23 protein-coding genes are annotated in these 23,562 nt (G+C 70.6%); 19 read left to right on the top strand and 4 right to left on the bottom strand.

Annotated elements, in window-relative coordinates:
* Positions 1-2: 2 nt before the first annotated feature.
* The 5 genes from ACIPSJ_RS14490 to ACIPSJ_RS14510 all read left to right on the top strand — a co-directional run bounded on the left by ACIPSJ_RS14490 (position 3) and on the right by ACIPSJ_RS14510 (position 5,734).
* Positions 3-1,010: an ABC transporter permease gene (locus ACIPSJ_RS14490; RefSeq protein ID WP_359218756.1), complete on the top strand. Its 1,008-nt coding sequence runs from the start codon at positions 3-5 to the stop codon at positions 1,008-1,010.
* Positions 1,007-2,098: an ABC transporter ATP-binding protein gene (locus ACIPSJ_RS14495; protein WP_401345834.1), complete on the top strand. Its 1,092-nt coding sequence runs from the start codon at positions 1,007-1,009 to the stop codon at positions 2,096-2,098. Before ACIPSJ_RS14490 ends, ACIPSJ_RS14495 begins: the two co-directional genes overlap by 4 nt.
* Complete coding sequence (locus ACIPSJ_RS14500; protein WP_401345837.1) at positions 2,095-3,528, top strand: ABC transporter ATP-binding protein; 1,434 nt, start codon at positions 2,095-2,097, stop codon at positions 3,526-3,528. The genes ACIPSJ_RS14495 and ACIPSJ_RS14500 overlap by 4 nt, the downstream gene beginning before the upstream one ends.
* A 100-nt stretch (positions 3,529-3,628) precedes the next feature.
* A complete protein-coding gene (locus tag ACIPSJ_RS14505) occupies positions 3,629-5,020 on the top strand; it encodes a M1 family metallopeptidase (RefSeq protein WP_401345839.1) in 1,392 nt (463 codons plus the stop codon).
* Positions 5,021-5,074: 54 nt separating this feature from the next.
* Positions 5,075-5,734 carry a trimeric intracellular cation channel family protein gene (locus ACIPSJ_RS14510; protein WP_355717010.1) on the top strand — a complete coding sequence of 220 codons (660 nt, stop codon included), beginning with the start codon at positions 5,075-5,077 and terminating at the stop codon, positions 5,732-5,734.
* Here ACIPSJ_RS14510 and ACIPSJ_RS14515 read toward each other — a convergent pair.
* Positions 5,643-6,863 carry an alpha/beta hydrolase gene (locus ACIPSJ_RS14515; RefSeq protein WP_401345842.1) on the bottom strand — a complete coding sequence of 407 codons (1,221 nt, stop codon included), beginning with the start codon at positions 6,861-6,863 and terminating at the stop codon, positions 5,643-5,645. The two genes, ACIPSJ_RS14510 and ACIPSJ_RS14515, sit on opposite strands and share 92 nt — an antisense overlap.
* Before the next feature lie 165 nt (positions 6,864-7,028).
* Between ACIPSJ_RS14515 and ACIPSJ_RS14520 the strand changes: the two genes are divergently transcribed.
* Together ACIPSJ_RS14520 and ACIPSJ_RS14525 are read left to right on the top strand one after the other, a co-directional pair.
* Positions 7,029-7,880 (top strand): thioesterase family protein, encoded by an 852-nt coding sequence (locus ACIPSJ_RS14520; RefSeq protein ID WP_401345844.1) that lies wholly within the window; start codon positions 7,029-7,031, stop codon positions 7,878-7,880.
* 194 nt (positions 7,881-8,074) lie between these two features.
* The gene (locus ACIPSJ_RS14525) at positions 8,075-8,452 is read left to right on the top strand and encodes a hypothetical protein (RefSeq protein WP_359218769.1); all 378 of its coding nucleotides are present in this window, start codon (positions 8,075-8,077) and stop codon (positions 8,450-8,452) included.
* Positions 8,453-8,525: 73 nt separating this feature from the next.
* On the opposite strand, the gene ACIPSJ_RS14530 is transcribed toward ACIPSJ_RS14525, so the two are convergent.
* Entirely contained in the window at positions 8,526-9,155 is a 630-nt protein-coding gene (locus ACIPSJ_RS14530; protein ID WP_359218770.1) for a TetR family transcriptional regulator, read from the bottom strand.
* A 122-nt stretch (positions 9,156-9,277) separates the two neighbouring features.
* On the opposite strand from ACIPSJ_RS14530, the gene ACIPSJ_RS14535 reads away from it, so the two are divergent.
* The 4 genes from ACIPSJ_RS14535 (at position 9,278) to ACIPSJ_RS14550 (ending at position 12,057) form a co-directional block, all read left to right on the top strand.
* Positions 9,278-9,445: a hypothetical protein gene (locus ACIPSJ_RS14535; RefSeq protein ID WP_355717023.1), complete on the top strand. Its 168-nt coding sequence runs from the start codon at positions 9,278-9,280 to the stop codon at positions 9,443-9,445.
* A 33-nt stretch (positions 9,446-9,478) separates the two neighbouring features.
* Entirely contained in the window at positions 9,479-9,757 is a 279-nt protein-coding gene (locus ACIPSJ_RS14540; protein WP_401346265.1) for a DUF4190 domain-containing protein, read from the top strand.
* A 156-nt stretch (positions 9,758-9,913) separates the two neighbouring features.
* Positions 9,914-11,077 (top strand): cysteine desulfurase family protein, encoded by a 1,164-nt coding sequence (locus ACIPSJ_RS14545; protein ID WP_359218773.1) that lies wholly within the window; start codon positions 9,914-9,916, stop codon positions 11,075-11,077.
* A gap of 122 nt (positions 11,078-11,199) precedes the next feature.
* Positions 11,200-12,057, top strand: coding sequence for an intradiol ring-cleavage dioxygenase (locus ACIPSJ_RS14550; RefSeq protein ID WP_359218775.1), 858 nt, complete (start codon positions 11,200-11,202; stop codon positions 12,055-12,057).
* A 72-nt stretch (positions 12,058-12,129) separates the two neighbouring features.
* Here the strand turns inward: ACIPSJ_RS14550 and ACIPSJ_RS14555 are convergent, their stop codons facing one another.
* On the bottom strand, positions 12,130-13,455 hold the full coding sequence (locus tag ACIPSJ_RS14555) for a hypothetical protein (protein ID WP_401345848.1): 1,326 nt from the start codon (positions 13,453-13,455) through the stop codon (positions 12,130-12,132).
* 174 nt (positions 13,456-13,629) lie between these two features.
* On the opposite strand from ACIPSJ_RS14555, the gene ACIPSJ_RS14560 reads away from it, so the two are divergent.
* From ACIPSJ_RS14560 to ACIPSJ_RS14595, 8 genes are all read left to right on the top strand, one after another.
* A complete protein-coding gene (locus ACIPSJ_RS14560) occupies positions 13,630-14,466 on the top strand; it encodes an SDR family NAD(P)-dependent oxidoreductase (protein WP_359218779.1) in 837 nt (278 codons plus the stop codon).
* The gene (locus ACIPSJ_RS14565) at positions 14,459-15,388 is read left to right on the top strand and encodes an amidohydrolase family protein (protein ID WP_401345851.1); all 930 of its coding nucleotides are present in this window, start codon (positions 14,459-14,461) and stop codon (positions 15,386-15,388) included. Before ACIPSJ_RS14560 ends, ACIPSJ_RS14565 begins: the two co-directional genes overlap by 8 nt.
* A gap of 192 nt (positions 15,389-15,580) precedes the next feature.
* Positions 15,581-16,951 carry an FAD-binding oxidoreductase gene (locus ACIPSJ_RS14570; RefSeq protein WP_401345852.1) on the top strand — a complete coding sequence of 457 codons (1,371 nt, stop codon included), beginning with the start codon at positions 15,581-15,583 and terminating at the stop codon, positions 16,949-16,951.
* A gap of 26 nt (positions 16,952-16,977) precedes the next feature.
* A complete protein-coding gene (locus ACIPSJ_RS14575) occupies positions 16,978-17,985 on the top strand; it encodes an ABC transporter substrate-binding protein (protein ID WP_401345855.1) in 1,008 nt (335 codons plus the stop codon).
* Positions 17,982-18,749: an ABC transporter permease gene (locus tag ACIPSJ_RS14580; protein WP_401345858.1), complete on the top strand. Its 768-nt coding sequence runs from the start codon at positions 17,982-17,984 to the stop codon at positions 18,747-18,749. Before ACIPSJ_RS14575 ends, ACIPSJ_RS14580 begins: the two co-directional genes overlap by 4 nt.
* Positions 18,746-19,570, top strand: a complete 825-nt coding sequence (locus ACIPSJ_RS14585) for an ABC transporter permease (RefSeq protein ID WP_359218789.1) — start codon at positions 18,746-18,748, stop codon at positions 19,568-19,570. The genes ACIPSJ_RS14580 and ACIPSJ_RS14585 overlap by 4 nt, the downstream gene beginning before the upstream one ends.
* Positions 19,567-20,376 (top strand): ABC transporter ATP-binding protein, encoded by an 810-nt coding sequence (locus ACIPSJ_RS14590; protein WP_359218791.1) that lies wholly within the window; start codon positions 19,567-19,569, stop codon positions 20,374-20,376. Before ACIPSJ_RS14585 ends, ACIPSJ_RS14590 begins: the two co-directional genes overlap by 4 nt.
* Positions 20,377-20,514: 138 nt before the next feature.
* Positions 20,515-22,557: a hypothetical protein gene (locus tag ACIPSJ_RS14595; RefSeq protein WP_401345862.1), complete on the top strand. Its 2,043-nt coding sequence runs from the start codon at positions 20,515-20,517 to the stop codon at positions 22,555-22,557.
* A gap of 202 nt (positions 22,558-22,759) precedes the next feature.
* Here ACIPSJ_RS14595 and ACIPSJ_RS14600 read toward each other — a convergent pair whose 3' ends face one another.
* On the bottom strand, positions 22,760-23,542 hold the full coding sequence (locus ACIPSJ_RS14600) for an SDR family NAD(P)-dependent oxidoreductase (protein ID WP_401345865.1): 783 nt from the start codon (positions 23,540-23,542) through the stop codon (positions 22,760-22,762).
* Positions 23,543-23,562 lie beyond the last annotated feature (20 nt).

Raw genomic sequence — 23,562 nt, forward strand, 5'->3', positions numbered from 1 at the left:
CCGTGATCTCGTACATCCTCCGTCGGACGCTCGCAGCGGTGATCCTGCTGCTGGTCGTCTCCGCGGTCACCTTCGCCATCTTCTTCGTGCTGCCGCGACTCGCCGGGCAGACCGCTGATCAGCTGGCGCAGCAGTACATCGGCAAGAGCCCGTCGAAGGCGGACATCGCCGCGGTCAAGCACAACCTCGGTCTGGACCAGCCCGTCTATGTCCAGTACTGGCACTTCATCAAGGGGATCGTCTCCGGCGCCACCTACGACCTGGGCCCGACCACGGTGCACTGTGACGCGCCGTGCTTCGGCTACTCCTTCAAGACCCACCAGGCCGTCTGGCCGCAGCTCACCTCCCGGATGCCGGTGACCCTGTCGCTGGCCCTCGGTGCCGCCGTCCTGTGGCTGGTCTCCGGCGTGGCGATCGGCGTGGTCTCCGCGCTGAAGCCGCGTTCCATCTTCGACCGCACCTTCATGGGTGTGGCCCTCGCCGGTGTCTCGCTGCCCATGTTCTTCACGGGCAACCTGGCGATCCTGCTCTTCACCTACCAATGGCCGATCTTCGGCCGAACGTACGTCCCGCTCACCGATAACCCGGCGCAATGGGCCAACACCCTGATCCCCGCCTGGTGCTCGCTCGCGCTCCTGTATTCGGCCATCTACGCGCGGCTCACCCGCTCGGGCATGCTGGAGACGATGAACGAGGACTACATCCGCACGGCCCGCGCCAAGGGCCTGCGCGAGCGCAAGGTAGTCGTCCGGCACGGACTGCGCGCCGCGCTCACCCCGATCATCACCGTCTTCGGCATGGACCTCGGTCTGCTGCTCGGCGGCGCGGTGATCACCGAGACCGTGTTCTCGCTGCACGGCATCGGCCAGTACGCGGTGCAGGCCATCGACGACAACGACCTGCCCCCGATCCTCGGCGTGACCCTGCTCGCCGCCTTCTTCGTCGTGATCGCAAATCTCCTGGTGGACCTGCTCTACGCGGCCGCCGACCCGCGGGTGAGGCTCTCGTGACCGAACTCTCCAAGACCGGCGCGGCCGTGGGCGAGCCCACGCCGTCCAGCCCGTCCGACGCCTTCCTCGAAGTCCGCGACCTCAAGGTGCACTTCCCGACCGACGACGGCATCGTCAAGTCGGTCGACGGGCTCAGCTTCTCCCTGGAGAAGGGCAAGACCCTCTCCATCGTGGGCGAGTCCGGCTCCGGCAAGTCCGTCACCTCGCTGGCCATCATGGGCCTGCACCGGCTCGGCGCCCGCGGCAAGAACGTGCGGATGTCCGGCGAGATCTGGCTCGGCGGCAAGGAGCTGGTCAGCGCCTCCCCGGACGAGGTGCGCCGGCTGCGCGGCCGCGAGATGGCGATGATCTTCCAGGACCCGCTGTCCGCGATGCACCCGTACTACAAGATCGGCGACCAGATCGTCGAGGCGTACCGGGTCCACCACAACGTCAGCAAGAAGGTCGCCCGCACCCGCGCCATCGAGATGCTCGACCGGGTCGGCATCCCCGAGCCCGCCAAGCGTGTCGACGGCTACCCGCACGAGTTCTCCGGCGGTATGCGCCAGCGCGCCATGATCGCCATGGCCCTGGTCAACAACCCCGAGCTGCTCATCGCGGACGAGCCGACCACCGCCCTCGACGTCACCGTCCAGGCGCAGATCCTCGACCTGATCCGCGACCTCCAGAAGGAGTTCGGCTCCGCGGTCGTCCTCATCACCCACGACCTGGGTGTGGTGGCCGAGATCGCCGACGACGTGCTGGTGATGTACGGCGGCCGGTGCGTGGAGCGCGGTCCGGTCGACGAGATCTTCGAGAAGCCGCAGCACCCCTACACCTGGGGCCTGCTGGGCTCGATGCCGCGCATCGACCGCGAGACCTCCGACCGGCTCATCCCGGTCAAGGGCCAGCCGCCGAGCCTCATCAACGTCCCCTCGGGCTGCGCCTTCCACCCGCGCTGCCCGTACGCGGACCTTCCCAAGGGGAACGTCACCCGCACCGTCCGCCCCGAGCTGCAGCAGGTCGACGGCGGCCACTGGTCCGCCTGCCACCTCTCGGCCGAGGACCGGACGCGGATCTGGACCGAAGAGATTGCGCCGAAGCTGTGAGCGACACGAAGAAAACCGACGAGGCGGTCATCCCGCAGCAGGCGTCGGCTCCCGAGGAAGCGTCCGGGAAGGCGTCCGGCGAGCGGGAGGTGCTGCTGAGGGTCGAGGGCCTGCAGAAGCACTTCCCGATCAAGAAGGGCATCCTGCAGCGGCAGGTGGCCGCGGTGAAGGCCGTCGACGGTATCGACTTCGAGGTGCGCAAGGGCGAGACCCTGGGCGTGGTCGGCGAGTCGGGCTGCGGCAAGTCGACCATGGGCCGGGTCATCACCCGTCTCCAGGACCCGACCGGCGGCAAGGTCACCTTCGAGGGCCAGGACATCACGCACCTGTCCACCGCGAAGATGCGCCCGCTGCGCCGCGACATCCAGATGATCTTCCAGGACCCGTACGGCTCCCTGAACCCGCGTCACACCATCGGCTCCATCGTCTCCGCGCCGTTCCGGCTGCAGGGCGTCGAGCCGGAGGGCGGGGTCAAGAAGGAGGTCCAGCGGCTCCTCGAACTGGTCGGCCTCAGCCCCGAGCACTACAACCGCTACCCGCACGAGTTCTCCGGCGGTCAGCGCCAGCGCATCGGCATCGCCCGCGCGCTCGCCCTGAAGCCGAAGCTGGTCGTCGCCGACGAGCCCGTCTCCGCCCTGGACGTCTCCATCCAGGCGCAGGTCGTCAACCTCATGGACGACCTCCAGGAGGAGCTCGGCCTCACGTACGTGATCATCGCCCACGACCTCTCCGTCGTCCGGCATGTCTCGGACCGGGTCGCGGTGATGTACCTCGGCAAGATCGTCGAACTCGCCGACAGCCCCAAGCTGTACGAGACGCCGATGCACCCGTACACCAAGGCCCTGATGTCGGCCGTGCCGGTGCCGGACCCGAAGCGCCGGGGCCAGAAGAGCGAGCGCATCCTGCTCCGCGGTGACGTGCCGTCGCCGATCGCCCCGCCGTCCGGCTGCCGCTTCCACACGCGGTGCTGGAAGGCGACGGAGATCTGCAGGACGACCGAGCCGCAGCTCCTCGAACTCCGCCCGGGCCAGCGGGTCGCCTGCCACCACCCGGAGAACTTCGCCGACCAGGCCCCGCAGGACACGGTCCTGCTGACCGCGGCGAAGGAGGCCTCGGAGCTGGTGGGCGAGGCGGTCCTGGAGGAGGAGGCGAAGACGTCGGCGGCGGTCGCGGCAGAGGTCGCCGAAACCGAGGCTGCCGAGGTCGAGGTCGAGGTCGAGGTCGCCGAAGCCGAGGTTCCCGAGGCCGACGCTGCCGACGCTTCCGAGGCGGACGCCTCCGACGAGGACGCCTCCGACGCCGACGAGCCGGCCGCCGAGGAGGCCGAGGCGCCCGCGGCTGACGCGTCGTCCGAGACTCCCGCCTCTGCCGACGCTTCCGACGCCTCCACAGCGGCGTCACAGGAGTCACAGGAGTCAACCGACAAGTAGCCCATGACACAACTAGGTAAAGTCATGTACATGTCTTTACCGAAGGGCGCAGAGTCGACCGTGTCCGTCTACTGACCGGCACGCTCGAAAGGGACGACTCATGCGCCTCTCCCGTTCGGCACGTACGGCGGCCGTCGCAACCGCGGCGGCCGCCTCGTTCGTCATCGCCGCCGCCCCCGCCCCCACCCCGGGCGCCGACGGCATCGGCGACCCCTACTTCCCGCAGCTGGGCAACGGCGGTTTCGACGCCCGCCACTACGACCTCGACGTGGCCTACGCCCCGGACACCGGCCGCCTGGACGGTCGTACCACCCTCACCGCCCGCGCCACCCAGAACCTCTCCTCCTTCGATCTGGACCTCCAGAAGCTGGAGGTCACCCGGGTCGAAGTGAACGGCAGACGCGCCCAGTTCACGCGCAGCGGCGACGAGATCACCGTCACCCCGAAGGACGCCCTGCGCAAGGGCCGTGACTTCACCGTCTCCGTCACCTACGGCGGGATACCCGAGCCGCTCAACGGCCCCATCGTCTTCGGCTCGGACTACGGCTGGATGAAGACCGCCGACGGCGTCTTCGTCGCCTGCGAGCCCAACGCCGCCTCCACCTGGTTCCCGTCCAGCGACCACCCCTCCGACAAGGCCACCTACGACATCCGGATCAAGGCGCCCGAGGGCCTGACCGGCGTCTCCAACGGCCGGCTGGTGTCGACGTACGACAAGGGCGGCTCGACGGTCACGCACTGGCGCGAGTCGAAGCCGATGGCGACCTACCTCGCCACCGCCACCATCGGGAAGTTCGACGTGCGCACCGGGAAGACGCCCTCGGGCATCCCGATCTACGTCGCCATCGACCCGGTGCTCGCCAACAGCAACAACGTCGACGTCTACGCCGTGACGGCCGCCGCCACCGACTACTGGTCGCAGGTCTTCGGGCCGTACCCCTTCGAGGAGACCGGGGCCATCGTCGACGACATGCCGGAGGCGGGGTTCTCGCTGGAGGTGCAGAGCAAGCCGGCCTACTCGGCGGTGCGCAGCGAGACCACGATCGTGCACGAGCTGGCCCACCAGTGGTTCGGCGACTCGGTGAGCGTGGCGCAGTGGAAGGACATCTGGCTCAACGAGGGCTTCGCCACCTACGCCCAGTGGCTGTGGGCGGAGCACCAGGGCACCCGCTCGGCCCACGACTCCTTCCTGGCCGGCTACAACTCCCGGGCCGCCGACAACCCCTTCTGGCAGATCACCGTCGCCGACCCGCAGCGCGACACGATGTTCGCCTCGGCGGTCTACCAGCGCGGCGCGATGACCCTGCAGATGCTGCGCGAACGGATCGGCGACACGGCGTTCTTCAAGCTCCTGCCCGCCTGGACGAAGCTGCACCGCTACGGCAACGCCGACACCGCCGACTTCATCCGGCTCGCCGAGAAGATCAGCGGACAGCAGCTCGACGACCTGTTCCAGACCTGGCTGTTCACCACAGGGAAGCCGACTCTGTAGGCCGTGGGCCTGGCTTTGTAAGGTGCATGCACCCTGGCAGGACACAATGTCAGGGTGCAGCTCCAGCAACTCTTCTCTCCCTCGATCCAGCACACGCTCGATGTGATCGGCATCTTCGTCTTCGCGATCTCCGGCGCGCTGCTGGCCGTCCGCAAGAACTTCGACGTCTTCGGCATCGGCGTGATGGCCGAGGTCACCGCGCTGGGCGGAGGGATCTTCCGGGACGTGATCATCGGGGCGGTACCCCCGGCCGCCTTCACGGACCTGGGGTACTTCATCACCCCGCTGATCGCCGCCCTGGTGGTGTTCTTCCTGCATCCGCACGTGGAGCGGATCCAGTCGGCGGTCCTGGTCTTCGACGCGGCCGGCCTCGGCCTGTTCGCGGTCAGCGGCACCACCAAGGCCTACTCCTACGGTCTCAACCTCACCGCCTCCGCCGCCCTGGGGCTCGCCACCGCGGTCGGCGGCGGCGTGCTCCGGGACGTGCTCGCCAACGAGGTTCCCTCGCTGCTGCGCTGGGACCGCGACCTGTACGCGGTCCCGGCGATCGTCGGGGCGACGACGGTGGTGCTGTGCATCCACTACGACGCGCTGAGCCCGTTCACCAGCGGGCTCGCGGTCGTCACCGCTTTCGTGCTGCGCCTGCTCGCGATGCGGTACCACTGGCGAGCGCCGCGTGCGTGGAACCGGCGCTCGACGGTTCGAGAGGAGTAGTCCCGGACCGGACGCGGCTCTGGCCCATGTTGACCGTGAGCCACTCGAAGACCGTCTGTACCTGGGGCCGCCACAGGGCCATGTTGTGGCCGCCGTCGCTGCGCGGCAGGAACACCACGTGCACGGTCGTCGGGGCCTTGGCGATCTGTTCGAGCGCCACGGCGGCCTGGTAGCCGTCACCGGACTCGCCGGAGAGGTAGAGCGCGATCCGGGGCGGGGCGGTCGCCTTCCTCAGCAGCAGATAGGGGTTGTTCTCCTCGCGCAGGGTGATGCTCTGCGCGGCGAGCGAATTGCGTTCCCCGATCGGGTCGTTGTAGCCGGACAGGCTGATCGCCGCCCGGTAGCGGTCCGGGTGGGCGACGGCCAGCTTGACCGCGCAGTGCGCGCCCGCCGAGTAGCCGGCGGTGGCCCAGCCGGCGGGGGCGGGCGCGGCCCGGAAGTTGTCGGTCACCATCTTCGGCACGTCGATGCTGAGCCAGCTGTCGGCGTTGACCGTGCCCGGGATGTTGGCGCAGCCGGTGTCCACCCCGGCCAGCAGGTTGGTGCGCGGCGCGACCAGGATGAAGGGCGCGACCCGGCCGCTGCGCATCAGCGGTTCCAGCTGCGAGGTCACCTTCATCGAGCCGAACCAGGCCTTGGCCGAACCGGGATAGCCCGGCAGCAGCTCCACGACCGGGAACTTGTGGTTCCTGTACTTCGGCTCGTCGTACTGGGGTGGCAGCCAGACGTAGACCTCGGCGTTCACCCCGGAGATCCGGCCCTTGAGCTGGGTTTCCCGCACCCCGCGCATGCCCGGTCCGCTCGCCGCGGTGAAGGACTGCCGCACCTTGGGCAGTGTCTTCAGCGCTATGCCGCCGGTACCGTCCCGGCCGAGGTTCGCGGCCTGCTGGACGTGGTTGCCGGTGCCGAGCAGGTCGGCCCAGTTGTCGTACAGGTTGTTCTGGTTGTTGACCAGTACGAAGATCAGGGTGACCGCCGTGCCCTGGGCGAACAGCAGCATCAGGACCCGGGCCGCCGTACGCACGGCCTTGGGTCCCCGCATCCTCGACCACAGGAAGAGCGGCAGTATGAGGGCGACCACGGACAGGACGATGGTCGTGTAGAGGAACGGAGTCCCGGTGAGGCTCATGTCCCCATAGAGGGGAATCCGGAGCCCCGGGTTACGGACGTGTCCGGACACTTACCTAGAAATTGCCGGAACCTCACTCGGCGGAGGGATCCCTTACCGGCCGGTCCGCTGGTATGTGGATCACAAAAGCTACCGCTTAGTAATTTCCTATTGTACGGTTCGGGCATGCCAGAAGCAGCATCCACGCGGGCCGTGATCGGCGACAGCGAGTTCGACCGCGACACCGCGGTGACCCGGCGCTCTCCCGGGGTCTACGACATCGACCTCTCGGCCGGCTGGACCATCATCAACGCGGTGAACGGCGGCTATCTCCTCGCCGTGCTCGGCCGGGCGCTCGCGGACACGCTGCCGCATCCGGACCCGTTCACCATCTCCGCGCACTACCTGACCGCGTCCCAGCCGGGCCCCGCCGTGATCCGCACGGACACCGTCCGCACCGGCCGCACCCTCTCCACCGGCCAGGCCTCGCTCCTCCAGTACGACGACGAGGGCCACGAGGTCGAACGCATCCGCGTCCTCGCCTCCTACGGCGACCTCACCACCCTCCCCGACGACGTCCGGACGACGGCCGTCCCGCCCGCGTTCCCGGCCATGGACCAGTGCTTCGGCCCCGAGGACGGCCCTGCCCCGGTCGACGGCAGCTCCGCCATCACCGACCGCCTGATGCTCAAGCTGGACCCGTCCACCCTCGGCTGGGCCCTCGGCGCGCCCTCCGGCAAGGGCGAGATGCGCTCCTGGTTCGGTCTCGCGGACGGCCGTGACCCCGACCCGCTCTCCCTGCTCCTGGCGGTGGACGCGCTGCCGCCCACGGCCTTCGAGATCGGTCTGAAGGGCTGGGTCCCCACGGTGGAACTGACCGTCCACGTCCGCCACCGCCCCGCCCCGGGCCCGCTGCGCGTCTCCATCACCACCCGCAACCTGGCCGGCGGTTTCCTGGAGGAGGACGCCGAGGTCTGGGACAGCGCGGACCGCCTGGTCGCCCAGTCACGGCAGTTGGCCCGGGTCCGGCTGGGCTGACGCCCCGTTCTGTCACGGGCTTGTATCAGCGAGTAGACAGCGATCGTGTGGGAAGGCGCAGGTCAGCGCGGTGTCTTGGGCTGTCCTTTACCTGAATCACAGGCTGGGGACAGTGCGGCCCCAAGTGCGCCCTAAGCGCCGTTGGTTGAGTGCCACGCCTCAGGACTCCCTCATCCTTTATGGAGTTGTCTCTCATGAAGCGTGTACGTCTCGTCCCCGCGGTCGCCCTGCTCGCCGTGTCCCCGCTGCTGTTGACCGCGTGCGGCTCGGGCGACTCGTCGTCCTCCAGCAGCGGCAACTCCGGCCAGTCGCAGTCTTGTCAGCAGCCGTCCGGGATGCCGACCGGCAACGCCTCCGGCATGCCGAGCGGTGCCCCCTCCGGCGCGCCCACGGGCAACTCCACCGCCAAGCCGACCGGCACCCCGACCGGGATGCCGAGCGGCGGTCCCGGCGGCGGCGGTCAGGGCGGCGGCCCCGGTGGCGGCCAGGGCGGCGGCTGCGGTGGCGGCCAGGGCGGCCCCGGCGGTGCGGCGCCCAGCGGAGCCCCGACCCAGCAGGCGACGAAGAGCTGACGCCGCGGGCCGTACGACAGGGGCGGCGCGTCCGGTCTCACCGGACGTGCCGCCCCTTCGTGTTGCCCGCGGGTCAGTCCAGCCAGTGCTGCCGGCCGAGGCTGATCAGCCGCAGCTGACGGGTCGCCACCCGGGTGACGCGCTGCCGCTCCGTGTCCGAGGGGTCCGGTGACTCCAGGGACTCCAGGAACAGGGAGGCGGTGATGAGCATCTGGTCGACGTAGAGGTGGGCGAGCATCAGCAGGTCGTCGTCGTTCCACCCCGCGGCCTCGGGGTCCTTGGCCAGCTCGGTCTTGACCTCCTCGGCGAACCGGGCGAGCTGGCTGCGGATCTCCTCGCGCACCGGCTGCACCCCGCCGTGCCGCTCCCGGGCGATGAACCGGACGTGCGCCGGATGGGCGGACACATAGTCGGCGATCAGCCGCACCGCGTGGGTGATGCGCTCCTCGCCGGGCTTGGACACCGTCGTGCGGACCATCGGATGCAGGCTGCCCAGGGCCTCGTCGACGAGCGCGACGCCGAGGTCGGCGGTGGAGCGGAAGTGCCGGTAGAAGGCGGTCGGGGCGACGCCCACGGCCCGGGTGACCTCGCGCAGTCCCAGGCTGCTCAGGCTCTGCTCCTCCAGCAGGGCGAGCGCCGCGTCCAGGAACGCCTGGCGGGTCTTCTGCTTCTGGGCCTGTCGGATGCCGAGGGTGTGACTCATGTCATCCAGTTAACAACTGTTCTCCGGAATTGGAAAGCCGTGCGAGTTGCTAGACTCAAAGTCAGTGAACAACTGTTACTACAACCGTTCACCCAAACTTAACGGAGGGGGGATCCCATCCCATGTTGTTCCTCGTCGCCGCACTCATGCTGCTCGGCGTGGTGCTGGGCACCGTGGCCCACGCACCGCTCGACGTCACCGCCGGGCTGGCCGCAGTGATCGCCGTCTGGCTCGCCGTCTTCGCGCTCCGCGAGCGCCTCGCCCGCCGCCGCCGCACCTCGGCCAACTGACCGTCCACCACGACTCCCAGGAGCTGAGTCATGCTGCACCTCACCGCCCCGGCCACCACCCGCCCCGAAACCCGCACCCGCACCCGTGACGCCGACGGCATGGCCGTCGCCTCCTTCATCCTCGGCCTCCTCGGCCTCCTCGTCCTCAACATGTTCCTCGGCCCGATCGCCATCGTCCTGGCCCTGGTCGCCCTGTGGCGCGGCACCGGCCGCAAGGGCCGCGCCTACCTGGGCCTGACCCTGGGCGTCGCCGACCTCGCGGTCCTCGCCATCGCCATGGAGATGTCGAACACGGTCTCCTGGAGCCTGTAGAGGGATCGTTGTGAGCCCCGCGAGGGGCAGCGCCCCGTCAGGGGCGCGGGGAACTGCGCGACCGGCCCCGCACGGCCGGAAGTGACCCACCGGCCCGAGCCGGCCACGGCGCCCCTCGGTTCTGCGGCGGAGCCCCCACGTAGAATCGACGTCACCATGGCCTACCTCGACCACGCCGCCACGACCCCGATGCTCCCCGAGGCGGCAGAAGCACTCACCGCTGCCCTGAGCGTCACCGGCAACGCGTCCTCCCTGCACGCCTCCGGCCGCAAGGCCCGCCGCACGGTCGAGGAATCCCGGGAAACCCTCGCGGAAGCGCTCGGCGCCCGCCCCAGCGAGGTCGTCTTCACCTCCGGCGGCACCGAGGCCGACAACCTCGCGGTCAAGGGCCTCTACTGGTCTCGCCGCGACGCCGACCCCGCCCGCACCCGCGTCCTCGCCAGCCCCGTCGAACACCACGCCGTCCTGGACGCGGTCCACTGGCTCGGCGAACACGAGGGGGCGACGGTGGAGTACCTCCCCGTCGACACCTACGGCCGGGTCCACCCGGACACCCTGCGCGAGGCGATCGCCCGCAACCCCGACGACGTGGCCCTCGCCACCGTCATGTGGGCCAACAACGAGATCGGCACGGTCCTGCCGGTCCGCGAACTCGCGGACGTGACGGACGAGTTCGGCATCCCGCTGCACGCCGACGCGGTCCAGGCCTTCGGCCAGGTCCCGGTGGACTTCGGCGCCTCCGGCCTCGCCGCGATGACCGTCTCCGGCCACAAGGTCGGCGGCCCGTACGGCATCGGCGCCCTCCTCCTCGGCCGCGAGTACACCCCCGTACCGGTGCTGCACGGCGGCGGCCAGGAGCGGCACGTCCGCTCCGGCACCCTCGACGTCCCGGCCATCGCCTCCTTCGCGGTGGCGGCCCGCCTCGCCGCCGAGCGCCGCGAGTGGTTCGCCCGGGAGATCGGCGCCCTGCGCGACCGGCTGGTCGACGCCGTCCAGGCGGCCGTACCGGACGCGATCCTCGGCGGGGACCCGGTGGACCGCCTCCCGGCCAACGCGCACTTCACCTTCCCCGGCTGCGAGGGCGACTCGCTGCTGCTGCTGCTCGACGCCCAGGGCATCGAGTGCTCGACGGGCTCCGCGTGCACCGCCGGTGTCGCCCAGCCCAGCCATGTGCTGCTCGCCACCGGCACCGACCCGGACCTGGCCCGCGGCACCCTGCGCTTCTCGCTCGGCCACACCTCCACGCAGGCCGATGTGGAGGCCGTCGCGAAGGCGATCGGCCCGGCGGTGGAGCGGGCCCGGGCCGCCGGACTGAGCTGAGAGCAACACGCGGAATCTGCCCCAACTCTGTTCCAAAGAGGGTGAGTTGAGGGGTTCTTCCCCAGCAATCTCACAGTGCGTGGCCATGGCCTGCCTCAGGTCGTTCCCTAAGTTCTCCAGACATGACAGACAACGCCTCTGCCTCCGGGCAGACCCCCGAGCCCCTCTCCTCCGACGACTCCGCCGCCCAGGCCGGCGGCCGCCACCGTGTGGACAACACCATGAAACGGCGGCGTGTGCTGATCGGTGGCGCCACCATCGCCGCGGCCGGCGGGCTGATGGCCGCGGGCCTCGCCTCCGCCGACACCACCACCTCGGAGGCCGGCGCCGACGCCACCACCGCGACCAGCGACGCCTCCTCCGGCGTCTGCACCCTCAACGCCGAGGTCACCGAGGGTCCCTACTCGCTCGAGGGTGCGCTCGTGCGAGAGGACGTCCGCGAGGACAAGGAAGGCGTCGAGGTCCAGTACACCTTCACCGTCGTCGACCAGGCCAACGACTGCGCCCCGCTCGCGGACGCGCTGGTCGAGATCTGGCACTGCGACGCGCTCGGCGAGTACTCCGGCTTCGTCGGCAAGAACGGCCACACCGAGACCGACGACGGCACCTTCCTGCGCGGCGGTCAGCTGACCGACTCCAACGGCGAGGTGAGCCTGATCTCGATCTGGCCGGGCCACTACGTCTCCCGGGCCGTCCACGTCCACATGCGGGTGCACACCGACGTGACGCTGACCGACGACTCGTACACCGGCGGCTCGATCATCCACACCGGGCAGCTGTTCTTCGACGCGGACATCAACACCGAGGTCCAGGCGAGCTCGCCGTACTCCGACAACACCACCACGGAGACCCAGCTCGACGACGACACGATCTACGACGGCGGCGGTGCCTCCTCCGGCCTGCTGACCCTGACCGCACTGGGTGACAGCGTCTCCGACGGGTATACGGCGACGCTCACCGTGGGTGTCAGCACCTCCTGAGGCCGACGGGCCCGGAGTTCGCCGACACCGCCGGCCCGGTGACCCACCCGTCAGGGGCACCGGGCCGGCCGGTCAGCCCAGCTCCCGGGCGAGCGCCCGCAGGTCGTCGTCATCGGCGAGGCGGTTCTCCCGGGCCATCAACTGCTTCACCTGATCGAGCAGTTGGTCCAGGGCGGCCGGCGGCAGGTCGATGCCGAGAGCTGCTGTCCGGTCGGCCAGGGTGTACGGGCCGCTGTCCGGGGTGAAGGGGATCCGCCGCTCGTTGCCGACCAGGGACGGTTCCACGCAGTTGTGGAGCAGCGGGTCGACCGCCGTCTCCTGGGTGATGAAGTCCAGACCGCCCCAGCAGAAGGCGTCCGGACCCGTGATCGGATGGTTCCAGGCGGTCCGGTAGCCCGTCACCTCCGCCCCCAGCCGGGCGAGCCGCGTCAGCTCCTCGGTGCGGATCCCGGTACGGACGCCGTAGACGGCCTCGAAGGCCAGGGCGGTGGCGGCGAGATCGGCGTTGCCGGGGCCGCCGCAGTAGCCGTTGACCGACAGTTCCACGGCGCTGGCGCCCGCCCGGACGGCGGCGACCGCGCAGCCGACGGCCAGCCCGAACGTGTTGTGCGGGTGCAGGCCCACCTCGACGTCCGGCGCCAGCTCCTTCGTCCGGTACACCAGATAGCCGTAGGCCTCCGGGCTCAGCGCGCCCGGTCCGTCGAAGAGGGTCAGCTCGCCGGCCCCGGCCCCGGTGAGCGCCGCGACCGTCGTGGCGTGGTCCTCCTCCGTCAGGTACGACACCATCAGCATCGGCGCGATCACCTCCAGGCCCAGCGAGCGGGCGTACTCGATCAGCCGCGCCGCCCGCCCCAGTACGGCGGCCCGGTCGTGCGCGGCCCGAGGGGTCCGCCACTCCTCGCCCCGCCAGGCGGCCGCGTAGACGTCGGGCCGGTAGAGCAGCGCCGTCTCGCCGAAGCCCTGCACCCACACCTGGACGGCGTCGTAACCGGCCCGCGCGGCACGGTCGATGTCCTCCGTCGAGCGCATCAGCGGGCAGATCACCCGGCACTCGGGGTTCTCGCCCTTGACCAGGTCCACCTCGGCCTTCAGCACGTCCTCCGCGCGCCCGCCGGGCCCGGCGGTGACCACCTCCGGCACCCCGGTCGCCACCACCCGCCGCAGAAAGGCGCGCTTGGCCCCCGCCGGGGCGGTGACGCCCGGCAGGGTCTCCAGCGAACGCAGGGTGGCGTCCCGCAGCCGGACCGACTCCGGCAGCGAACCCACCACATCCGTACGGCGGTTGAGCGGGCTCACCGACCAGCGGCCGGGCTCGTGGGCGCCGGGCGCCCGCCGGGCGTCGAGCTCGGCACGGAAGCGGGCGATCTCCTCCGGGGTGAAGACGGGGGGTTTCTGCACGGTTGTCCTCCGGCTCGGCTGCTTCCTCGGTACCGAAGCCCATACAAGCCCTCTGTCGACACCCTTGGCAAGAAGGTGCAGGAGATCCGCTCAACAAAGCTCTCATGTTTACTTTGTGTCGACACTTGGCTATGACTGTCGGCAGGCTCCGATCCCCCATGGAGGGAGGCTCCTGTGCTTCAGGACACGCCAGAACCCCAATCCCGGCCCCGCCCGGGGCGGCTCGCCGGCAAGGTCGCCGTCATCGGCGGCGCCGGCAGCGTCGGCCCCGGCTGGGGCAACGGCCGCGCCGCCGCCGTGCTCTTCGCCCGCGAGGGCGCCGCGGTCCACCTGACCGACCGGGACAAGGACGCGCTGGAGGTCACCGCGGACCAGATCCGCGCCGACGGCGGCACGGTCCGCACCGATCTCCTGGACGTCACCGACCCCGACGCCGTCCAGGCCTACTTCACCGAGACCGCCGGCCGCGCCGGCCGGATCGACATCCTCGTCAACAACGTCGGGGGCTCCCGCCCCGGCGGCGCCGTGGAGCTGAGCCCGGAGGACTGGGAGAGCCAGCTCCGGACCAACCTCACCAGCGCCTTCCTCGCCTGCAAGCACGTGATCCCGGTGATGCGGCGGGGCGGGGGAGGGGCGATCGTCAACACCTCCTCCTGCTCCGGGCTGCGCTGGACCGGCGCCGCCCAGGTCGGGTACGCGGCGGCCAAGGCGGGGGTCATCCAGCTGTCCCGGGTCACGGCCGTCCAGTACGCGCCGGACGGGATCCGGGTGAACACCGTCGTCCCCGGGCAGCTGCACACCCCGCTGGTCGAGGCCCGCCTCGCCGGTCAGCGCGCCGGCGGTGACGTGGAGAAACTGCTCGCCCAGCGGCAGGCCCGGATCCCGCTCGGCTTCATGGGCGACGGGCGGGACACCGCCTACGCGGCGCTCTTCCTGGCCTCGGACGAGGCGCGGTTCGTCACCGGCACCGAGATCGTCGTCGACGGCGGAATGACGGCGCGCTGTGACTGAACCCGCCGCGCCCGCACCGGCCGTCCTGCCCCAGCTCCCGCTCCCCGCGCCCTCGCCGGGGTGTCCACCCCCGCACCCGTCACCCCGGGCGCCGAAACTCCTCCTGCCACCGGGCAGTTGCGACGCCCACTGCCACATCTTCGGGCCCGCGGGCCGCTTCCCGTACGCACCGGAGCGCACCTTCACCCCGCTCGACGCGCCCAAGGAACAACTCCGGGCCCTCCATGCCCACCTGGGCCTGACCAGAGCGGTGGTCGTGCAGTCGTCCTGTCACGGCCACGACCACCGGGTGCTGCTCGACGCCCTCGCGGCCGGCGGCGGCCGGGTGCGGGGCGTGGCCCTGATCGGCGAGACCACGAGCCGGGCCGAGGTGGAGGAACTGCACCGGGCGGGTGTCCGCGCCTTCCGGCTCAACTTCCTGCCGCACCTGCGGAGCCGGCCGACGAACGCCGAGATCGACGCCGTACTGGAACGCGTCGACGGCCTCGGCTGGGCCGCCCAGCTGCACGTACGCGGCGACGACCTGCCGGGCCTGACCGACGTCGTACGCGCCCTGCCCGGCCGGGTGGTGATCGACCACATGGGCCGCGTCGACCTGACCGCGGGCCGTGACACCCCGGCCACCCGCACCCTGCGCACCCTGCTCGACACCGGTGACGTCTGGGTCAAGGTCAGCGGCGTCGACCGCCTCTCTCTACAGGGCCCCCCGTTCACCGACGCCGTCACCCTCGCCGCGTCCCTGGTCGCCCACGCCCCCGAGCGCGTCGTCTGGGGCACCGACTATCCCCACGTCAACATCACCGGCGACCCCCCGGACGACGGCTTACTGGTCGACCTGCTCGAACACATCGCCCCCGAACCAGCGGTACTGCAACGCCTGTTGGTGACCAACCCAACCGAACTCTTCGACTTCGACGAGTAAGGAGCCCCGCCAGGGGCGCGGGGAACTGCGCGATCAGCCCCCACCGAGCCGCACCCGACCGACAACCCATCTGTGGCCTCCCCGGCGAAGCACCTAGTGTCGCCAGAGATGCCAGATATTTCGATGACACATCCCTTGAAGGCCGAAAGTGTCGACAGTATGGTCCCCGTTGAAACGCGTGAGGAGACGGCCATGCACCAACTGCCCCCGGGCACCCTCATCCGGCGCGGCGACGAGTCCTACGAACGGGCCCGTCTCGACGCCGTCTGGAACGAACGCAAACCCGACCGCCACCCCGACGCCATCGTGCTCGCCCGCAACGAGCTGGACGTCGTCGCCGCCGTCCGGCTGGCCCGCGCCGAGGGGCTGCCCATCGGCATCCGCTCCGGCGGGCACAGCTGGGTCGGCAACGGCGTCCGCGACGGCGGGATGCTGCTCGACCTCTCCCGTCTGACGGAGGTCACCGTCGACCCGTCGACCCGGACGGCCACCGCCCAGCCGGCGGCCACCGGCCCCGCCCTGCTCGAAGCCGCCGCCCCCCACGGTCTGTTCTTCCCCACCGGCCACGCCCCCACCGTCGGCCTCGGCGGATTCCTGCTCGGCGGCGGCTACGGCTGGGACTCCCGCCACCTCGGCCCCGCCTGCCTGAGCATCCGCGCCGTGGACGTCGTCCTCGCCGACGGCACCCTGGTGCACGCCACCGACGCCAACCACCCCGCCCTGCTGTGGGCGGCGCGCGGCAGCGGCCCCGGCTTCTTCGGCGTCGTCACCCGGTTCCACCTCGCCCTGCACCCGGCCCCGAAGCGGCTGCTGCGCACCCTGCACAGCTACCCCCTCGACCTCCGGGACGAGGTACTGGCCTGGACGTACGACATGCTCGAACTGCTGCCGGCGGAGGTCGAGTTCTCGGCCAAGGTCGGGTTCGTGGAGGGCCTCGACCGGCACACCGTGTCGGTCACCGCCACCGCCTTCGCCCAGGACGAGGACTCCGAACCGCTCGCCCTGCTGGAGACCGCGCCCTTCCGGGACCGGGCGCTGCGGGAGGTGGTGAGCGCCCCGACCACGATGGCCGAGCTGTACACGCACGCCGACCGGATGACCCCGGCCGGGATGCGCTGGGCACTGGACGGCATCTGGACCGACGAACCGGTCGACAAGGTGCTGGACGCGGCCCGGCCGCTGTTCGACTCCGCGCCGGACACCACCAGCCACGTCCTGTGGATGCTGTGGGGCGGCTTCCCGGAGCGTCCCGACGCCTGCTGGTCCAGCCAGGCCAAGCTCTACCTCTCGCCCAACGCCGGCTGGACGGACCCGGCCGAGGACCTCCTCCACGAGCGGTGGGCGCACGGCGAACTCGCCGCGATCCAGCACCTGTCCACGGGGCTTCAGTTCTCCGACAACAACCTCGCGGACCGCCCCGACCACGGGCTCAGTCCGGCCAACGCGGGCCGCCTGGAGGAGATCCGGGCCGTGTACGACCCCGACGGCCTGTTCCGCACCTACATGACCCCCGCCGAATCCACCACCGCCTACGCCGCCGCGGGCCCCGCGCGGACGCAGTGATCCACGCCCCGAAGGAGAGCCGTTCCATGCAGACTTCGAGAAACCCGCGGCGCCGCACCCTCGTCCTGCTGACCGCCCTGGCCGCCACCATGTCGCTGACCGCCACCGCCTGCGGCGGCGACTCGGCCGCCGGCACCCAGACCGCCGACGGCAAGGCGAAGATCACCGTGCTGCGCTCCAACGGCGCCATCTTCGAGCCGCTCTACATAGCCGAGCAGCAGGGCTACTTCAAGGACGCGGGCCTCGACGTCACCATCAAGGCCGGCGCCCAGGACACCTCGCAGAACGCGCCCTCCGTCCTCAACGGCGAGGCCCAGTTCGCGATGACGGACAGCTCGGGCTTCCTCAAGGGCGCGGCCTCGGGCATGGGCATCCGGATCGTCACCGGCCTGCAGTCCGCGACCACGAAGACCGACCCCACCGACGGACTCCTGGTGAAGAAGGACAGCAAGATCACGTCCTTCAAGGACCTGGAGGGCAAGACCGTCGGCATCTCGGCGCTCGGCGGCACCATCCAGTTCATCTGCGAGTACCTGACCCAGCAGGCGGGCGGCGACCCCTCGAAGATCAAGTTCGTCGCCCTGCCCACGACGTCGCTCACCGACGCCGCCAAGTCCGGCAAGACGGACGCCGTGTTCTCCTTCGGCCCGTTCTACTTCGCCGCCAAGGACAGCGGGCTGCGCTCCATCGGCAACGGCATGAACGACCTGCCCGGCATGGTCCAGGGCCTGCTCTTCGCCAGCCAGAAGTACCTGTCGGCCAACAGCGACACCGCGAAGAAGTTCATCGACGCCGTCGCCAGGGCCATCACCTACGCCGACGCCCACCCGGCCGCCGTCAAGGCCATCGACAAGAAGTACACCCAGGTCGACGCCTCCTTCATCGACGCCCACGACATCAGCTACTACGACAAGAACCTCAACAAGACGATGATGCGTACGGTGATCACGAAGATGCACGAGTTCGGCCTGCTCGACAACGAGCCCAAGGACGCGGACGTGTACTGGGACCAGGCCCCCGTGGTGACCCAGTGAGGGTCCGCCTCCTCCAACTCGGCGCGCTGGCCGCGGTGCTGGCGCTGTGGGCGCTCGTCGCGGCCGCGGGCCCGGTGAGTGCCACGGCACTGCCCGGCCCCGCCGCCGTCGCCGGCGCCCTCGGCGACCTGCTCGGCAGCGGGACCTACTGGCAGGCCATCGGCGACACCCTGGACGGCGCGGTCATCGGTCTCCTGGTCGCCGTCGCCGTCGGCATCCCGGTCGGCCTGGTCACCGGGGTCTACGCGGCGGCCGAGGAGTCCTCCCGGCTGCTGGTGGAGATCCTGCGCTCCTTCCCGGTCATCGCCCTGCTCCCGGTCTTCCTGCTGGTCCTCGGCTCCACCCCGGGCATGAAGGCCACGGTCGTCTTCATCGCCTGCGTCTTCCCGATCCTGCTCCAGTCCCAGTACGGCGCCCGGAGCGTGACCCCGGCCGTGCACGAGACCGTGCACAGCTACCGCATCCCCCGCCTGCTGCGCTTCCGCCGGGTGATCCTGCCCGGCGCCGTCCCCTCCGTGATGACCGGCCTGCGTCTGGCCGCCACCACCTCCGTCCTGGTCGCCATCGGCGTCGAGGTGCTCACCACCCTGCCCGGCATCGGCCACATGATCATGGAGTCGCAGCAGGCCGGCGCCTCCGACCGGGCCTACGCCTACATCCTCACGGCGGGCGCGATCGGCTACTCGATCACCCTGCTCGCCCAGTACGCCGAACACCGGCTGCTGCGCTGGCGGCCCCCGGTCCGGGCGGGGGAGGCCTCATGACCCTCCGCGCGGCGATCCGCCAACTCTGGCTCCCCGCCCTGGTCTTCGTGATCCTGCTGATCTCCACCGCGGGCAGCACCAGCTTCTACTTCCCGCCGCTGACCACGGTCCTGCACACCCTGTGGGACGAACTCGCCGGCGGCGGCCTCCTCGACGACCTCTGGTTCAGCCTCCGCAACATCGTGCTCGGCCTGGCCCTCGCCACCGTCCTCGGCGTCGGCGCGGGCCTGGTCATCGGCGAGGTCCGCACCCTGCGCCTGGCCCTCGGCCCGCTCCTCGACTTCGCCCGCGCCACCCCGACCGTCGGCTTCGTGCCGGTCATCATCCTCACCCTGGGCATCGGTTCGGGCCCCAAAATCTTCCTGATCTTCCTCGGCTCCGTCTGGCCGATCCTGCTCAACACCGTCGCCGGGGTGGGCCAGATCAACCCCGCCGTGCACGAGACCGCCCGCGGCTACCGCGTCCCCTGGCACCTCCAGCTGCGCCGGGTGGTCCTGCCGGGAGCCCTGCCGCAGATCTTCGCCGGCATCCGGGTCGCCCTCTCCATCGCCGTCGTCCTGATGGTCGTCAGCGAGATCTACGGCTCCCCGATCGGCCTCGGCAACTTCATCCTGCAGAGCGGATCCAGCTTCCACGTCGCCGACACCTGGGCCGGCACCCTCCTCATCGGCGTCCTCGGCTACGGCCTGAGCGTGCTGCTCCTGCTCTGCGAGCACGCCCTCCTCGGCTGGTACCACCAGCGCGCGCCCCGGACCCGCCGCCCCCTGCCCACCGTGTCCACCGAGTCCATCGAGAAGAAGAGCAACGGAGTGGTCGTATGACCCGCGGATCCGCCCTCCACGTCGAGGACCTCTGCATGACCTTCGGCCAGGGCAGCCCGCAGGAACACCGGGTGCTCGCCGGACTGACCCTGCGGGTCGACCCGGGGGAGTCCGTGTGCGTCGTCGGCCCCTCCGGCGCCGGCAAGACCACCCTGCTGCGCTGCCTCGCCGGACTCACCCCGCCCACCTCGGGCGCGGTCCGCTACGGCGACCAGCGGCTGACCGAACCGCACGCCGACATCGCCGTGGTCTCCCAGGACTACCGCGGTTCGCTGCTGCCCTGGATGCGGGTGTGGGACAACGTGGCCTTCCCGCTCCAGGGGCGGGGCGTGAAGAAGGCGGCCCGCAAGGCGACCGCGCTGGAGTGCCTGGACGCCGTCGGCCTCGCGGACGTCGGCGACAAGTACCCCTGGCAGCTCTCCGGCGGCATGCAGCAGCGCGTCGCCATCGCCCGCGGCCTCGCCTACGACGCCCCGGTGCTGCTCATGGACGAGCCGTTCGGCTCGGTCGACGCCCAGTCCCGCTTCGACCTGGAGGACCTCACCCTCCAACTGCGGCGCGGCCTCGGCATCACGGTCGTCGTCGTCACCCACGACATCGACGAGTCCGTCTATCTCGGCGACCGCGTCATCGTCCTCGGCGGCCGCCCCACGGCCGTACTCGACACCCTGACCGTGCCCTTCGGCACCGATCGGGACCAGCTCACCACCCGCGCCGACCCGCGCTTCGCGGAACTGCGCACGCGAGTGCTGGCCCGGATCCGCGGCGAGCGCCTCGACCAGGACGCCGCGCCCGCCCACAACTGACCCACCCCCCCACCGAGCCGAGCAGGGAGGGCGTGCGCCCACGGGCGCCACGCCCGGCTCACCCCTGCCCGTGCCCCCCCGTGTCGCCGCACGGCGATACCCCCTGCCCGAAAACACTGGAAGACAAAGGAGTTCACAGTGCTGCCCACCGACAACCGGACGGACCACGAGGACACCAGCTCCGCCACCGACCTGCTCGACCGGCCGATCGCCAACCGGGCCCGCCCCCGCGCCCTCATCATCGCGGTGGCCGCCGCCTTCGCCCCCACCCTGCTCGCCCCGGCCACCGCCCAGGCCGCCGGCCGCAAGAACGGCAAGGGCAAGGGCGCCAAGGCCGACACCTGCATCACCGTCGGCTCGGACGAGACCCTGACCCTCACCGAGACCACCACCGCGACCTGCCTGACCATCGAGGAGGGCGGCACCATCGCCGTCCCCGACGGCTACAGCCTCTCCCTCACCGTCAACGGCGTGGAGACCGGCAGCGAACTCGCCGCCCTCACCGACGGGAACGGCGGCGTCGCCACCGCCATCGCGGCCGGCACCTACAGCGGCACCATCGTCCTGAACGTCGCCGAGGCCACCGACGTCACCTACTCCACCCTCACCTTCCCCTTCCGCCAGGCCATCTACGTCGACGCCGACGGAGTGGACGAGTCCAAGTCCGTCCCCTCCGACGTCGTGGGCGGCACCGTCACCGACACCGCGGCCTCCGACATCACCCTGCTCTCCAACGGCGAGGCCTTCAACGGCGTCTACGTCGCCGGCGGCGGCAGCTACACCCTCACCGACCCGACGATCGCCTTCGACGGCAACGGCCGCTGCGACTTCATCGGCTACGGCGCCTCCGTCGTCGGCACCGGCTCGGGCACCACCGTCGTCCTCGACGGCGCGAACATCAGCAACGTCGGCGTGGTCCGTACGGCGGTCATCGCCGACGCCACCGCCAACGTGATCGTCAAGAACTCCACCATCCACTGCGCCGACGGTGTCGTCCCCGACGAGTACCCGTCGGCCGGCACCGGAGACACCCGCTACATGATCACCGTGCCGTGGATGCTGGGCCTGTCCGGCAACGTCCGCGCCACCAACCTGCTCGGCGCCAGCACCAAGGCGTCGTACATCAACTCCTCGATCTCCTCCGAGAAGTGGGGCGCCCTCTCGGTCGACGGCGGCAGCTACTGCACCCTCACCGCCATCAACAGCACCATCGCCAACACCGGCGGCGAGGGCTACGGCAGCTACGCCATCGGCAACGTCACCGAGCACTTCCTCGGCTGCACCTTCGACGTCGGCGACTACGCCCTGATCCACTGGGGTGCCTCGGCGCACTACGGCGACAGCACCGCCGACGCGGTCTCCGCGCTCAACGACTCCCTCGACATCGGCCTGACCAGCGCCGAGCTGAGCGCACTCCCGGAGCAGTCCACCACCATCGACGCGGGCCGCTTCATGGTCATGTGGTACGCGGCGGGCTCGGTCGCCATCGACGGCGGCACCCAGGTCAACACCGGCGAGACCACGTTCATGTGCAAGGCCGTCGCGGGCACCGTCACCGTCGACGGCTCCGACGGCGCCACCATCACCAGCGGCAACGGCGTCCTCTTCCAGCTCATGGACACCGACCGCCCGAGCAGCGTCACGGTCTCCGGTTACCCCTGGTCCAGCGAGACGACCGGCACCTACACCGAGCCGACCGGCTCCCCGACCAAGTCCTCCAGCTGGACCACCACCAGCTCCCAGTCCACCGACGCGAAGGGCACCTTCACCGACATCGCCCTCACCGGCGACTTCTACAACTCCGTCTGGGGCGGCGGCAACGCCAGCCTCCAGGGCCAGAACCTCACCCTCTCCTTCACCCGCACCACCATCGAGGGCGTCATCTCGGCCAGCACCGCCAAGCACAGCGTCTCCACCATCACCAAGACCGAGTACCGCCAGATCAGCGAGGTCACCAACACCCCGAGCGCCGTCGTCAACAACGGCGTCCTGGTGACCCTGGGCGCCGGCTCGACCTGGACGGTGACGGGAACGTCGTACCTGAGCGCCCTCACCCTGGCCTCCACGGCGGCGATCGAGGCCCCGACCGGCAAGACCGTCACCCTCACGGTCGACGGCACCGCCACCACCATCACCGCCGGCAAGAGCTACACGGGCGCCCTCACCCTGACGGTGTCGTAAACAGACCAAGAGACAAGGGCCGGCCCCCGGGGATGGATGCGAACCGAATCCCGGGGGCCGGAGCTTTTCGAGCGACGAGCCTGAGCATTTCAGCTGGGGCTGGGGAACTCACCTGTTTGGGGGCGCGGGGCTGTGTTGAATTTGCGGCTACCGCCGCGCGGGCGCGACCAGCCCCCACCCACTCGCACCCAACCCACAACCTCTACGCCCCAATCATGTTGTATCCCCCATCAGCCACCAAGAAGCCACCTGTGATGTGCCCCGCATCCTCGGTCGCCAAGAACAGCGCAGCGCCCGCCAGTTCCTCCGGCCCGGGTATACGGCCGAGCGGCGTAGCCGCCCTGAGCACATCCCCCCGCCCGCCCTTCCAGTCCTCCCGCCCCAACGTCGCCGCCGTCTCGATGAACCCCGGCGCGAACACGTTCACCCGCACCCTCGGCGCCAACGCGTGCGCATACGACTTGGTCAGCCCGATGATCCCGTACTTCGCGGCAGCGTACTGCGGCGCCCGCGCACTGCCCCGCACCACCACCGTCGACCCGATGTTCACGATCGCCCCACCCCCCTCCTGCTCCAGCATCCGCGCCCCGAACTCGTGCGTGCACAACAACGTGCCCTTGATGTCGACGGCCAGCACATGGTCGATCGACTCCTCCGTGACGTCCCGCCAGGACATCTGCTCCCGGGCGACGTCCCCCACGTTGTTGACCGCCACGTCCAGCCGCCCGAAGTGCGCCCACACCTCCTCCGCGAGCCGCGTGATCTGCGCGTGCTCGGAGATGTCGGCCTGCACGACGAGCGCCTTGCGGCCGAGCGCGGTCACGCGTTCCGCCGTCGCCTCGGCCCCCTCGCGGGAACCGCGGTAGTGGACGGCGACATCGGCCCCCTCCCGCGCCGCCCGCACGGCGATCTCCGCACCGAACCCGGTACCGGCGCCGGTGACGAGCACGGTCTTCCCTGCGAATCGTTCGAAAACGGCGGTCATACGGCCTCCAAAGCCATGAT

It is taken from the genome of Streptomyces sp. NPDC090088 (genome assembly GCF_044747345.1).
Lineage (GTDB): Bacteria > Actinomycetota > Actinomycetes > Streptomycetales > Streptomycetaceae > Streptomyces.